We start from the raw sequence: 13,397 nt of genomic DNA, 5'->3' as shown, positions 1-13,397 counted from the left end.
CTGTTTCATGGCAAAGTTTTTTATCGATCGCCCGATCTTCGCGTGGGTGATCGCCATCATCCTGATGCTGGCCGGGGTTGCGGCGATCTTCACGCTGCCGATCGCGCAGTATCCGACGATCGCGCCGCCATCGATCCAGATCACCGCGAACTACCCGGGCGCTTCCGCGAAGACGGTGGAAGACACGGTGACGCAGGTGATCGAGCAGCAGATGAGCGGCCTCGACAACTTCCTGTACATGTCGTCGACGAGTGACGACTCGGGCAACGCGACGATCACGCTCACGTTCGCGCCGGGCACCAATGCCGACATCGCGCAGGTGCAGGTGCAGAACAAGCTGTCGCTCGCCACGCCGATCCTGCCGCAGGTCGTGCAGCAGCTGGGCCTGTCGGTGACGAAGTCGAGCAGCAGCTTCCTGCTGGTGCTCGCCTTCAACTCCGAAGACGGCAGCATGAACAAGTACGACCTCGCGAACTACGTGGCGTCGCACGTGAAGGACCCGATCAGCCGCCTGAACGGCGTCGGTACCGTCACGCTGTTCGGCTCGCAGTACGCGATGCGGATCTGGCTCGACCCGACCCGCCTGACGAACTACGGCCTCACGCCGGTCGACGTGACGACCGCGATCACCGCACAGAACGTGCAGATCGCGGGCGGCCAGATCGGCGGCACGCCGGCCAAGCCGGGCACCGTGCTGCAGGCGACGATCACCGAATCGACGCTGCTGCAGACGCCCGAGCAGTTCGGCAACATCCTGCTGAAGGTCAACCAGGACGGTTCGCAGGTGCGCCTGAAGGACGTCGCGCAGATCGGCCTCGGCGGCGAAAACTACAACTTCGACACGAAGTACAACGGTCAGCCGACCGCGGCGCTCGGTATCCAGCTCGCGACCAACGCGAACGCGCTGGCGACCGCGAAGGCCGTGCGCGCGAAGATCGACGAGCTGACGCCGTACTTCCCGCACGGTCTCGTCGTGAAGTACCCGTACGACACGACGCCGTTCGTGAAGCTGTCGATCGAGGAAGTGGTCAAGACGCTGCTCGAAGGTATCGTGCTGGTGTTCCTCGTGATGTATCTGTTCCTGCAGAACCTGCGGGCGACGATCATCCCGACGATCGCGGTGCCGGTCGTGCTGCTCGGCACGTTCGCGATCATGTCGCTGGTGGGCTTCTCGATCAACACGCTGTCGATGTTCGGCCTCGTGCTCGCGATCGGTCTGCTGGTGGACGATGCGATCGTGGTGGTGGAGAACGTCGAGCGCGTGATGGCGGAAGAGGGCCTGTCACCGAAGGAGGCGACCAGGAAGGCGATGGGCCAGATCACCGGCGCACTCGTCGGCGTGGCGCTGGTGCTGTCGGCGGTGTTCGTGCCGGTCGCGTTCTCCGGCGGTTCGGTCGGCGCGATCTATCGTCAGTTCTCGCTGACGATCGTGTCGGCGATGGTGCTGTCGGTGCTCGTCGCGTTGATTCTGACGCCGGCGCTGTGCGCGACGATCCTCAAGCCGATCCCGCAGGGGCATCACGAAGAGAAGAAGGGCTTCTTCGGCTGGTTCAACCGCACGTTCAACCGGAGCCGCGACAAGTACCACGTCGGCGTGCACCACGTGATCAAGCGCTCGGGCCGCTGGCTGATCATCTATCTGGTCGTGATCGTCGCGGTCGGGCTGCTGTTCGTGCGCCTGCCGAAGTCGTTCCTGCCCGATGAGGACCAGGGCCTGATGTTCGTGATCGTGCAGACGCCGTCGGGCTCGACGCAGGAAACGACCGCGAAGACGCTCGCGAACATTTCCGACTACCTGCTGAAGGACGAGAAGGACATCGTCGAATCCGCGTTCACGGTCAACGGCTTCAGCTTCGCGGGCCGCGGCCAGAACTCGGGTCTCGTGTTCGTGCGCCTGAAGGATTACGCGCAGCGTCAGCACGCGAACCAGAAGGTCCAGGCGCTGATCGGCCGGATGTTCGGACGCTATGCGGGCTACAAGGACGCGATCGTGATCCCGTTCAACCCGCCGTCGATTCCCGAACTCGGCACGGCCGCGGGCTTCGACTTCGAGCTGACGGACAACGCGGGCCTCGGCCACGACGCGCTGATGGCGGCGCGCAACCAGCTGCTCGGGATGGCCGCGAAGGATCCGACGCTGCAGGGCGTGCGCCCGAACGGCCTGAACGACACGCCGCAGTACAAGGTCGACATCGACCGCGAGAAGGCGAATGCGCTCGGCGTGACGGCGGATGCGATCGACCAGACGTTCTCGATCGCGTGGGCGTCGAAGTACGTGAACAACTTCCTCGACATCGACGGCCGGATCAAGAAGGTGTACGTGCAGGCCGACGCGCCGTTCCGGATGACGCCGGAGGACATGAACGTCTGGTACGTGCGCAACGGGTCGGGCGGGATGGTGCCGTTCAGCGCGTTCGCGACCGGTCACTGGACGTACGGTTCGCCGAAGCTCGAGCGTTACAACGGTATCTCGGCGATGGAAATCCAGGGCCAGGCCGCACCGGGCAAGTCGACCGGTCAGGCGATGGCCGCGATGGAAGCGCTCGCGAAGAAGCTGCCGGTCGGTATCGGCTATTCGTGGACGGGCCTGTCGTTCCAGGAAATCCAGTCCGGTTCGCAGGCGCCGATCCTGTACGCGATCTCGATCCTCGTCGTGTTCCTGTGTCTGGCGGCGCTGTATGAAAGCTGGTCGATCCCGTTCTCGGTGATCATGGTGGTGCCGCTCGGCGTGATCGGCGCACTGCTCGCGGCGACGATGCGCGGCCTCGAGAACGACGTGTTCTTCCAGGTCGGCCTGCTGACCACCGTGGGCTTGTCGGCGAAGAACGCGATTCTGATCGTCGAGTTCGCGCGCGAACTGCAGATGACGGAGAAGATGGGGCCGATCGAGGCCGCGCTGGAAGCGGCGCGCCTGCGGCTGCGTCCGATCCTGATGACGTCGCTCGCGTTCATTCTCGGCGTGATGCCGCTTGCGATCAGCAACGGTGCGGGTTCGGCGAGCCAGCACGCGATCGGCACGGGCGTGATCGGCGGGATGATCACCGCGACGTTCCTCGCGATCTTCATGATCCCGATGTTCTTCGTGAAGATCCGCGCGGTCTTCAGCGGCGAGAAGGAAGACGCCGACGAGGCGCTGCGCCTGGCTCAGGAGCACTCGCACCACGAAGAGAAGCCGGGCAACGGCGACGAAGGCAACAAGGGGCAGTGATGATGCAAAAACACGCTTTGACTGCGATCGCAGTCGCGCTCTTCGCCACGGGCTGCACGATGGCGCCGCACTACAAGCGGCCCGACGCGCCCGTGTCGCAGGCGTTCCCGTCCGGCGGCGTCTATGCGACGCAGCCGGGCGCCGCCGGCGCGCGCAGCGCGAACGGGCAGGAGGCGACGGCGATCGGCTGGCGCGAATTCTTCGTCGATCCGCGCCTGCAGCGGCTGATCGAGATCGCGCTGAAGAACAACCGCGACCTGCGCGTGTCGGTGCTGAACATCGAGGCGGCGCGCGCGCAGTACCAGATCACGCGCGCGGGCCTGTTCCCGACGCTCGACGGCACGGGCACGGGCAGTATCCAGCGCGTGCCGCAGGGCCTGTCGCAGACCGGTGCGCCGTACATCTCGCGCGCCTACAACGTCGGCTTGTCGGCGTCGTGGGAACTCGACCTGTTCGGCCGCGTGCAGAGCCTGAAGGATCAGGCGCTCGCGCAATACCTGTCGACCTCCTATGCGCGCCAGGCCACCGAAATCTCGCTGGTGTCGCAGGTGGCCGACCAGTACCTGACGCTGCTGTCGACCGAGGACCTGCTGAAGGTCACCGAGAACACGCTGAAGACCGCGCAGGCGTCGTACGACCTGACCAAGCTGCAGTTCGACAACGGCACGGGCTCCGAGCTCGACCTGCGTCAGGCGCAGACGATCGTCGAGCAGGCGCTCGCGAACCAGCAGGCGCAGGCGCGTGCGCGCGCGCAGGCCGTCAACGCGCTGGTGCTGCTGATCGGCGAGCCGCTGCCGGACGATCTGCCGCCGGGCATGCCGCTCGATGCGCAGAACCTGCTGACCGATGTGCCGGCGGGCCTGCCGTCGGACCTGCTGACGCGTCGCCCGGACGTGATGCAGGCCGAGCAGACGCTGCTGGCCGCGAACGCGAACATCGGCGCGGCGCGCGCGGCGTTCTTCCCGCGCATCTCGCTGACGGGCGCGTTCGGTACCGGCAGCCCGACGCTCGGCGGCCTGTTCAAGGCCGGCACGGCGGTGTGGTCGTTCGCGCCGCAGATCACGATGCCGATCTTCGAGGGTGGCCAGAACATCGCGAACCTGAACCTCGCGAACGTGCAGAAGCGCATCGAGATCGCCAACTACGAGAAGGCGATCCAGACGGCATTCCGCGAAGTGGCGGACGGGCTGGCCGCACGCGGCACGTACGACCAGCAGATCGCCGCGCTCGAGCGCAACGAGCACGCGCAGCAGCGTCGCTTCGACTTGTCGGACCTGCGCTACAAGAACGGCGTCGACAGCTACCTGTCGGTGCTGACCGCGCAGACGGACCTGTACACCGCGCAGCAGTCGCTGATCAACGCGCGGCTGGCGCGCTGGACGAACCTCGTCGACCTGTACCGCGCGCTCGGCGGCGGCTGGATCGAGCGGGCCGGCGAAACGCCGCGCGCGCCGGACGACACGGCGGACTACGACAAGGCGGCCGCACCGGCGCCTGCGTCGGCAGCAACGACGAACGGCTGAGCACGACGAACGGCGGGAGCGGGCAAGCTTTCCCGTCCGTCCTGCCGGCCGGACCGGCTTGATGCAAGAAACGCCGCGGACGCAAGTCCGCGGCGTTTTCCTTTGTGCCGGCCGACGCTGTCGGGCCGGCCGATGGCTTGGCCTGCATCGGCGTCGCGCGATGCGCGCGCACCATGCAAAACGCCACGGCAATCCGTGGCGTTTTGCGTTGCGGGCTGTCGTTACGCGCCGCGTAGCGGCGCGCGTACTGCCGATCAGTGATGCACGTCGGCCGGCTGTCCGTCGAAATCGTGGCCGGCGCGGCGGATGTCGCACTTCGCGTCCTTTTCGCCCTTCACGCCGTTGAACACGATGTTCAGGATCACGGCCGACGCCGACGCAAGCAGGATGCCGCTGTGCAGGATCGGTGCGAGTGCCGGCGGCAGCTTCGAGAAGAAGTGCGGCGACACGACCGGCACGAGGCCCATGCCGATGCTGACGGCGACGATGAACAGGTTGTGGTGGTTCTTCACGAAGTCGACCTTCGACAGCACCTTGATGCCGTTCGCGGCGACCATCCCGAACATCACGATGCCTGCACCGCCGAGCACGAACGGCGGCACCGACGCGACGACCTGCGCCATCTTCGGGAACAGGCCGAGCAGCACGAGGATCACGCCGCCGGTGGCGCACACGAAGCGGCTCTTCACGCCCGTCACGCCGATCAGGCCGACGTTCTGCGAGAACGAGGTATGCGGGAACGAGTTGAAGATGCCGCCGATCAGCGTGCCGAGCCCGTCGACGCGCAGGCCGCGCACCAGTCGGTCCTGGTCGACCGGACGATCGACCATGTCGCCGACCGCGAGGAACATCCCGGTCGATTCGATGAACGTGACGAACATCACCGTGACCATCGTCGCGATCGACAGCGGATCGAAGTGCGGCAGGCCGAAGTGGAACGGCATCACGAAGCCGACCCACGGCGCGAGCGACACGCCGTCGGTATTCACGCGACCGAGCGCGAACGCGATCACGAAGCCCGCGACGATGCCGAGCAGCACCGAGATGTTGGCGATGAAGCCGCGCCCGTACTTGTTGATCAGCAGGATCAGCGTCAGCACGAGCAGCGACAGGCCGAGATAGACCGGGCTGCCGTACTCGGGATTGCCGACGCCGCCCGCCGCCCAGTTGATGCCGACTTCCATCAGCGACAGCCCGATCACCGAGATCACGGTGCCGACCACGACCGGCGGGAAGAAGCGCAGCAGCTTGCCGATCATCGGCGCGAGCACGATGCCGATGATCCCGGCCGCGATCGTCGAGCCGAAGATGTCGAGAATGCCGAGGCCGGGATTGGTGCCGATCGCGATCATCGGACCGACGGCCGCGAACGTGCAGCCCATGATGACGGGCAGGCGGATCCCGAAGATCCACAGGCCGAGCGTCTGGATCAGCGTCGCGATGCCGCACGAAAACAGATCGGCGCTGATCAGGAACGCGATCTGGTCTTTCGGCAGCTTGAGCGCGCCGCCAACGATGAGCGGCACGGCGACAGCGCCGGCGTACATGACGAGGACGTGTTGCAGGCCGAGCGTTACGAGCTTGCCGGTCGGCAACACCTCATCGCACGGATGGACCGTGTTCGATTGCATCTGTCTCACTCCATGATCTTGTTTTCGGGGTGATACGAAGTTATGCGGAATGAACCGGCGCAACAAGAGCACTGGGTTCTATTCCGTTCTTTGCAGGTTCGATATGCCATTTCGGCATGGAGCAGGGTGTCGGTCACGGGAAACTGCCGCTGGAGTGAGGTTTCCCGGTTTTATAGCCCTTCAAAATTGTGCGGGCCCCCCTGTCAAATATCGCCGGCTTTATGGTGTGTATGGCCGTCGCGGCATAGTGGGGAAACGCGGCCGCGGAAAAGTACGTCGGGTTAACCCGCGAACGGCCGTTTTCGGGCGCACGGTGCAGCCCGGTACAACCGCGCCGCCGCAGTCGCGCGGCGTCCGTCGAAATCGGGGCGCGCAGCACGATCCCGCTATCATCGGGATCCGTTCATTCGACTCGTCATCCCGTCATGCGTCTGCTAGGCATCGATCTCGGCACCGGCTCCGTCAAACTCGTCACGCTCGATGCGGATGGCGTCGAGCGCGCGGTCGCGAGCGAACCGTATGCGCTGTCGTCGCCGCAGCCCGGCTGGGCCGAGATCGCGCCCGACGCATGGTGGCAGGCGCTCGTGCGCGCGGCCGCGCGGTTGCCGGCCGACGAGCGCGCACAGGTCGCGGCGATCGGTTTATCGGGCCAGATGCACGGCGTCGTGCTGATCGATGCGGCCGGCCGGCCCGTGCGGCCCGCGCTGTTGTGGCCCGACACGCGCGCGGCGCGCGAAGCGCAGGCGGCCGACTGGTCAGGCGCCGGTTCGTCCGCTGCGCCGAATCCGGTCGCGCCCGGCATGGCCGGCCCGCTGTTGCGCTGGCTGGCCGCGCACGAGCCGGACGCGCTGCGCGCCGCGCGCTGGGCCGTGCAGCCGAAGGACTGGCTGCGCGTCGCGCTCGGCGGCGACGTCGCGGCCGATCCGAGCGACGCGTGCGCGACCGCGCTCGCCACGCCGGACGGCGAGTGGGATACGGCGCTGATCGGTGCGCTCGGGCTGCCGGCCGACCGGTTCGCGCCGCTGCGCGCATCGACCGCGCGCTGCGGCGCGCTCGCCGCACCGGCGGCCGCGGCGCTCGGTTTGCCGGCCGGCGTGCCGCTCGCGACGGGCGCGGCCGACACCGCGTGCGCGGCGCTCGGCAGCGGGCTCGTGGCGGCCGGCGATGCGCTGCTGACGACGGGCAGCGGCGGCCAGATCGTCGTGCTCGCCGATACGCTGCCGCCGGCGCGGCGCGGGCTGCATCGCTATCGTGCGGCGGCCGGCGGCGGCTACTACACGATGGCCGCGATGCAGAACGTCGGGCTGGCGCTCGAAGCGGTGCGCGGCTGGCTCGGCTATGCGGACTGGGCGGCCGCCTATGAAGACGCGTTCGCGCGGCCGGCGTCCGAACGGCTGTGCTTCCTGCCTTACCTGACCGGCGAGCGATCGCCATGGATGAATCCCGATGCGCGCGGCGGCTGGCTCGGTCTTTCGCTCGGCGATACGCGCGGCGCGATGATGCGGGCGGCGTTCGAGGGCGTGGCGTTTGCGCTGCGCGCGGGGCTCGATGCGATTCGCGACGCGGGCGGCGGCGGTGGCGTCACGTCGCTGCGCGTGGCGGGCGGCGGCTCGGTCGATCCGCGCTGGCGGCAATTGCTCGCCGACGCGCTCGGCGCCTCGCTCGACGCGGTCGATTGTCCGAACGCCGCGACGCGCGGCGCCGCGCTGCTCGCGGGCGTCGCGACCGGGCACTGGCGCGAGTCCGCGTTGCGCGCGCTTGCGCCGGCGGCGTCGCCGGTTGCGGCGCCGCGTGACGATCGCGCGCTCGCGTCGCGGCGCGCGCGCTTCGTCGACCTGTATGCGCGAACGGATGCGTGGTTCACGACGGGCGATTAAACTCGGGCACTTGTCGTTTTGCGTCATCGATGACGCATCGTGGCAAGCCGGCGACTGTTTCCCGCACGCGGCGCGCGTGGGGATCGGCGATCATGGCGAGCATGATGGCGGTGCTGCGTGCGATGCGGTGTAGGGCAGGCGAACGGGCGCCGATGCGCCGACGGCGATCGGCGGCTTTGCATGAGACCGGCGCAAGCGCGCAAACGCCAACTCGAATCGAAAGTTTTGCATGGGACTCGATCAAGCGCTGAAGCGCTGACTCGAGTCGATGGCTTTGCATGGGATCCGCGTAAGCGCTGAAGCGCTAACGCTGATCGACAGCTTTGCATGGGACTCGAGTAAGCGCTGAAGCGCTAACTCGAATCGACAGCTTTGCATGGGACTCGACTAAGCGCTGAAGCGCTAACTCGAGTCGACAAACTCAACGAGGAGTCACACGATGAAGACGAAAGCAGCGATTGCATGGAAGGCGGGCGCGCCGCTGACGATCGAGGAAGTCGATCTGGAAGGGCCGCGCGCCGGCGAAGTGCTGATCGAGGTGAAGGCGACCGGCATCTGCCACACCGATTACTACACGCTGTCCGGTGCGGACCCTGAAGGCATCTTCCCCGCGATCCTCGGCCACGAAGGCGCGGGCGTCGTCGTCGACGTCGGCCCCGGCGTCGGCACGGTGCGCAAGGGTGACCACGTGATTCCGCTCTACACGCCCGAATGCCGCGAGTGCAAGTTCTGCCTGTCGCGCAAGACCAACCTGTGCCAGAAGATCCGCGCGACGCAGGGCAAGGGCCTGATGCCCGACGCGACCTCGCGCTTCTCGCTCGACGGCAAGCCGCTGTTCCACTACATGGGCACCTCGACGTTCTCGAACTACATCGTCGTGCCCGAGATCGCGGTCGCGAAGGTGCGCGAGGACGCGCCGTTCGACAAGATCTGCTACATCGGCTGCGGCGTGACGACCGGCGTCGGCGCGGTGGTCTACTCGGCGAAGGTCGAGGCCGGCGCGAACGTCGTCGTGTTCGGCCTCGGCGGGATCGGGCTGAACGTGATCCAGGGCGCGAAGATGGTCGGCGCGGACAAGATCATCGGCGTCGACATCAACCCGAAGCGCGTCGAGCTCGCGAAGAAGTTCGGCATGACGCACTTCATCAACCCGAACGAAGTCGAGAACGTCGTCGACCATATCGTGCAGTTGACCGACGGCGGCGCCGACTACTCGTTCGAGTGCGTCGGCAACGTGAAGCTGATGCGCCAGGCGCTCGAATGCACGCACAAGGGCTGGGGCCAGTCGTTCATCATCGGCGTGGCGGCAGCCGGCGAGGAAATCAGCACGCGCCCGTTCCAGCTGGTGACGGGCCGCGAGTGGAAGGGCTCGGCATTCGGCGGCGCGCGCGGGCGCACCGACGTGCCGAAGATCGTCGACTGGTACATGGAAGGCAAGATCAACATTGACGACCTGATCACGCACACGCTGCCGCTCGAGCGCATCAACGAAGGCTTCGACCTGATGAAGAAGGGCGAGTCGATCCGCTCGGTCGTGCTGTACTGATCGAGAGGGCGCGACCATGCTCGAACTCGTTTCAGCACACGCCTGCCACGGCGGCGAGCAGCGCTTCTATCGTCACGATTCGACGACGATCGGCCTGCCGATGAAGTTCGCCGTGTACCTGCCGCCGCAGGCCGCGCACGGCCGCGTGCCGGCGCTGTTCTATCTCGCGGGGCTCACGTGCACCGAGGAGACGTTTGCGATCAAGGGCGGCGCGCAGCAGTATGCGGCGCAGCACGGTATCGCGCTCGTGATGCCCGATACGAGCCCGCGCGGCGCGGGCGTGGCGGGCGAGACCGACGCGTGGGATTTCGGCGTCGGCGCGGGCTTCTACGTCGACGCGACCGAAGCGCCGTGGTCCGTGCATTACCGGATGGAGTCGTACGTGACCGGCGAGCTGCGCGAGATCGTGACGGCCGAACTGCCGATCGACGGCGCGCGGCTCGGGATCTTCGGGCACTCGATGGGCGGACACGGTGCGCTGACGCTGGCGCTGCGCCATCCGGACCTGTACCGGTCGGTATCGGCGTTCGCGCCGATCGCGGCGCCGACGCGCTGCCCGTGGGGCGAGAAGGCGTTCTCGGGTTATCTGGGAGAGGATCGCGAAGCGTGGAAGGCGCACGACGCGAGCGAGCTCGTCGCGCGTGCGGATGCGCCGAAGTTCGCGGACGGCATCCTCGTCGACCAGGGCCTCGCCGATCAATTCCTCGCGAACCAGCTGAACCCGGACGTATTCGAAGCCGCGTGCGCGAAGGCCGGCCAGCCGCTGACGCTGCGCCGTCATGCGGGCTACGACCACGGGTATTACTTCATCTCGACGTTCGTCGCCGATCACGTCGCGCATCATGCGCGCGTGCTGACGCGATGAGCCGAAGCGTGTAACGCGCGGCGGCATTGATAAAAAACGCCGGCGATGCCTTCGGGCACGCCGGCGTTGTTCATTTGCGTCGCGGGCCCGACGCAATGCGGGCCGCGCAGGTCAGCGTCGTCTCAACAGGCTTGCGCCGTACACGAGCCCCGACAGTGCGGTGATCCAGAAGCTGGTCGGCCAGTCGGTGTGATAGGCGAGCACGATGCCGAGCCACGCTTCGAACAGCGCGAACAGCGCGGCGAGCAGCACGCCCGTCGACAGTCGCGTCGACACGTTCTGCGCGGCGGCGGCCGGGCCGACCAGCAGCGTGAACACGAGCAGCACGCCGACGATCTGCGTCGCGGCGGCGACCGCGAGCGCGCACACCGCGAGGAACAGCACCGACACCGTGCGCAGCGACACGCCCTTCGCCTCGGCCAGTTCGGGCTGCAGCGACGCGAACAGCAGCGGCCGTGCGATCAGCGCGAGCGCGACGAGGCTCACCACGCCGATGCCGGTGAGCACGGCGAGCGTGTCGTGACTGACCGCCAGCACGTTGCCGAACAGCAGCGCCGTGACCTGCGTCGCGAACGACGTATAGAAATGCAGGAACAGCAGCCCGAAGCCGAGCGCACCGGACAGGATCACGCCGATCGCGACGTCGCGGCCCGCGAGCCGCTCGCCGAGCGCGCCCATCGCGATGCCGGTCGCGAGCGTGAAGCCGACCATGCCCCAGATCGGCGAGATGCCGAACAGCACCGCGCCCGTCGCGCCGGTGAAGCCGACGTGCGACAGCGCGTGGCCGGCGAAGGTCTGCCCGCGCAGCACGAGGAAGTAGCCGACGATGCCCGCGAGCACCGCGACGATCCCCGACGCCGCGAAGGCGTTGATCATGAAATCGTATTCAAACATCGTGCGAATGCCCGGGATGCGCGTGTCCGTGATGAGGGTGATGATCGTGGCCGCCGCCGTGCGCATGGCCGTCGTCGTCCTCGTGTTCGTGGTCGTGCTTCTCGATCTCGACGTCGCCCGACATCACGAAGATCTTGCCGTTCACGCGCATCACGTCGATCGGCGACCCGTAGAGGCGCGACAGCACGGGCTTCGTGATCACCTCGTCGACGGTGCCGAGCGCCGCGACGCCGTTGCCGAGATACAGCACGCGGTCGAGCGCATTGAGCAGCGGGTTCAGTTCGTGCGCGGAGAACAGCACGGTGATGCCGAGCTCGCGCTGGACCTTGCGCACCAGTTCGACGACGCCGCGCTGATGGTTCGGATCGAGGCTGATCAGCGGCTCGTCGAGCAGCAGCAGCTTCGGATTGCCGAGCAGGCATTGCGCGAGCAGCAGGCGCTGGCGCTCGCCGCCCGACAGCTCCGACAGCGGCCGGCGCGACAGCGCGCGGCCGCCGACCAGGTCGAGCACGCGATCGACGTCGCGCCGCGTCGCGGCGCTCGTGTGCGGCAGCCCCCAGCGATGACCGTCGGCGGCCATCGCGACGAAGTCGTAGCCGCGCATCCGGCGGTTCGCGAGGCCGCTGCGGATCTGCGGCATGTAGCCGATCGACGCATTGCCGCGCGCGACCGGCAGGCCGCCGACCGACAGCGCGCCGCCGACGACGGGCACGAGCCCGAGCACCGCGCGCATCAGCGTCGTCTTGCCCGCGCCGTTCGGCCCGAGCACGCCGACGAATTCGCCCGGTTCGATCGAGAAGCTGACGTCGCGCAGGATCGTGCGTCCGCCCAGTTCGAGCGTGACGCGATCGAGCGCGAGTGCATGGGGATTCGATGTCATTTCTTGCCGGTGGAAAGCGCATTGCCGAGCGCGTCGAGCTGCGCGGCCATCCATTGCTGGAAGGTCTTGCCGGCCGGCTGCGTCTCGGTGACGCTGACCGTCGGCACGCCGCTGTCGCGCGCGATCTTCAGCATCCGCCGGGTCATCGCTTCCTCGGCCTGGCTGTTGTAGATCAGCACGCGAACCTGCTTGTCGCGCAGATCCTTCTCGAATGCGGCGACGTCCTGCGCGCTCGCCTCGGTGTCGTTCATCGTCGCGAGCTGGAAGCGCTGGTTGCGCATCTCGAGGCCGATCGCGTCGGCCATGTAGCCGAACACGGGCTCGGTGGCCGTCACGGGCGCGCCCTTGTACTGCGCGCGCAGCGCGGCGACCTTGTCGTCGACGGGTTTCAGCGAGGCGATGAACTTCTGCAGGTTCGCATCGTATTCGGCCTTGTTGGCCGGATCGGCGCGGCCGAGCTCGGTCGCGATCGCGCGCGCGGCGGCCGGCATCGTCGCCGGGTCGTACCACAGGTGCGGGTTGTCGCCGGCCTTCTTGCCGACCAGGTCGGCGACGACGATCGTCGCGCGCTTCGCCTGTTTCGACGCGCCGAGCAGCTTGGCCATCCACGGATCATAGGCGGCGCCGTTGTAGATCACGAGCTGCGCATGCTGCAGCGCGCGGGCCGTCTTCGGGCTCGCCTCGAACAGGTGCGGATCCTGGTCGGGATTGCTGAGGATGCTGGTGACCGCGACGTGGCTGCCGCCGATCTGCGTGACGACGTCGCCGTAGAAATTCTCCGCGGCGACGACATTGACGGGCGCGGCCTGCACGAGCGCAGGCGCCGCGAGCGACAGCGCGGCGACGCCGGCGGCGAGCCAGCGCAGCGCGCGCGACGCGGTGGAACGACGAACGGGCGACAGGGCGCGCAGCGGCGCGCGCTTCAGGGCAATGGACATGGAACTCCTCGTTGGAAGGGGCGGCGCACGCGCCG

General features: G+C 67.5%; 9 protein-coding genes. 5 read left to right on the top strand and 4 right to left on the bottom strand.

Annotated elements, in window-relative coordinates; genetic code table 11:
* Positions 1 to 7: 7 nt before the first annotated feature.
* Together bpeB and WS57_RS31875 are read left to right on the top strand one after the other, a co-directional pair.
* Positions 8 to 3,208: an efflux RND transporter permease BpeB gene (gene bpeB, locus WS57_RS31880; protein ID WP_059513433.1), complete on the top strand. Its 3,201-nt coding sequence runs from the start codon at positions 8 to 10 to the stop codon at positions 3,206 to 3,208.
* Positions 3,208 to 4,731, top strand: a complete 1,524-nt coding sequence (locus WS57_RS31875; RefSeq protein ID WP_069245302.1) for an efflux transporter outer membrane subunit — start codon at positions 3,208 to 3,210, stop codon at positions 4,729 to 4,731. Before bpeB ends, WS57_RS31875 begins: the two co-directional genes overlap by 1 nt.
* Before the next feature lie 254 nt (positions 4,732 to 4,985).
* Here the strand turns inward: WS57_RS31875 and WS57_RS31870 are convergent, their stop codons facing one another.
* A complete protein-coding gene (locus WS57_RS31870; protein ID WP_009690436.1) occupies positions 4,986 to 6,362 on the bottom strand; it encodes a nucleobase:cation symporter-2 family protein in 1,377 nt (458 codons plus the stop codon).
* A gap of 425 nt (positions 6,363 to 6,787) precedes the next feature.
* On the opposite strand from WS57_RS31870, the gene WS57_RS31865 reads away from it, so the two are divergent.
* The 3 genes from WS57_RS31865 to fghA all read left to right on the top strand — a co-directional run bounded on the left by WS57_RS31865 (position 6,788) and on the right by fghA (position 10,650).
* Positions 6,788 to 8,239, top strand: coding sequence for a xylulokinase (locus WS57_RS31865; RefSeq protein WP_069245301.1), 1,452 nt, complete (start codon positions 6,788 to 6,790; stop codon positions 8,237 to 8,239).
* Positions 8,240 to 8,678: 439 nt separating this feature from the next.
* Entirely contained in the window at positions 8,679 to 9,785 is a 1,107-nt protein-coding gene (locus tag WS57_RS31860; protein ID WP_006406473.1) for an S-(hydroxymethyl)glutathione dehydrogenase/class III alcohol dehydrogenase, read from the top strand.
* A 16-nt stretch (positions 9,786 to 9,801) separates the two neighbouring features.
* Positions 9,802 to 10,650, top strand: coding sequence for an S-formylglutathione hydrolase (gene fghA, locus WS57_RS31855; RefSeq protein ID WP_069245300.1), 849 nt, complete (start codon positions 9,802 to 9,804; stop codon positions 10,648 to 10,650).
* Between the two features lie 111 nt (positions 10,651 to 10,761).
* On the opposite strand, the gene WS57_RS31850 is transcribed toward fghA, so the two are convergent.
* Genes WS57_RS31850 through WS57_RS31840 form a run of 3 tightly spaced genes read right to left on the bottom strand, consistent with a single transcriptional unit; the run spans position 10,762 to position 13,362 of the window.
* Positions 10,762 to 11,544 carry a metal ABC transporter permease gene (locus tag WS57_RS31850; RefSeq protein ID WP_009688263.1) on the bottom strand — a complete coding sequence of 261 codons (783 nt, stop codon included), beginning with the start codon at positions 11,542 to 11,544 and terminating at the stop codon, positions 10,762 to 10,764.
* A complete protein-coding gene (locus tag WS57_RS31845; RefSeq protein WP_040128067.1) occupies positions 11,537 to 12,424 on the bottom strand; it encodes an ABC transporter ATP-binding protein in 888 nt (295 codons plus the stop codon). Before WS57_RS31845 ends, WS57_RS31850 begins: the two co-directional genes overlap by 8 nt.
* Complete coding sequence (locus WS57_RS31840) at positions 12,421 to 13,362, bottom strand: metal ABC transporter solute-binding protein (RefSeq protein WP_060335699.1); 942 nt, start codon at positions 13,360 to 13,362, stop codon at positions 12,421 to 12,423. The genes WS57_RS31845 and WS57_RS31840 overlap by 4 nt, the downstream gene beginning before the upstream one ends.
* Positions 13,363 to 13,397: the final 35 nt, after the last annotated feature.

Origin of the sequence: Burkholderia pseudomultivorans (assembly GCF_001718415.1) — a bacterium.
GTDB classification, from domain to species: domain Bacteria; phylum Pseudomonadota; class Gammaproteobacteria; order Burkholderiales; family Burkholderiaceae; genus Burkholderia; species Burkholderia pseudomultivorans_A.
The sequence above is the reverse complement of the archived record's forward strand: the minus strand, read 5'-3'. Positions and strand labels throughout refer to the sequence as shown.

Bases quoted from the DNA above. Each gene is read 5' to 3' on its own strand.
- bpeB (WP_059513433.1), top strand. From the start codon at position 8: ATGGCAAAGTTTTTTATCGATCGCCCGATCTTCGCGTGGGTGATCGCC.
- WS57_RS31875 (WP_069245302.1), top strand. From the start codon at position 3,208: ATGATGCAAAAACACGCTTTGACTGCGATCGCAGTCGCGCTCTTCGCC.
- WS57_RS31870 (WP_009690436.1), bottom strand. From the start codon at position 6,362: ATGCAATCGAACACGGTCCATCCGTGCGATGAGGTGTTGCCGACCGGC.
- WS57_RS31865 (WP_069245301.1), top strand. From the start codon at position 6,788: ATGCGTCTGCTAGGCATCGATCTCGGCACCGGCTCCGTCAAACTCGTC.
- WS57_RS31860 (WP_006406473.1), top strand. From the start codon at position 8,679: ATGAAGACGAAAGCAGCGATTGCATGGAAGGCGGGCGCGCCGCTGACG.
- fghA (WP_069245300.1), top strand. From the start codon at position 9,802: ATGCTCGAACTCGTTTCAGCACACGCCTGCCACGGCGGCGAGCAGCGC.
- WS57_RS31850 (WP_009688263.1), bottom strand. From the start codon at position 11,544: ATGTTTGAATACGATTTCATGATCAACGCCTTCGCGGCGTCGGGGATC.
- WS57_RS31845 (WP_040128067.1), bottom strand. From the start codon at position 12,424: ATGACATCGAATCCCCATGCACTCGCGCTCGATCGCGTCACGCTCGAA.
- WS57_RS31840 (WP_060335699.1), bottom strand. From the start codon at position 13,362: ATGTCCATTGCCCTGAAGCGCGCGCCGCTGCGCGCCCTGTCGCCCGTT.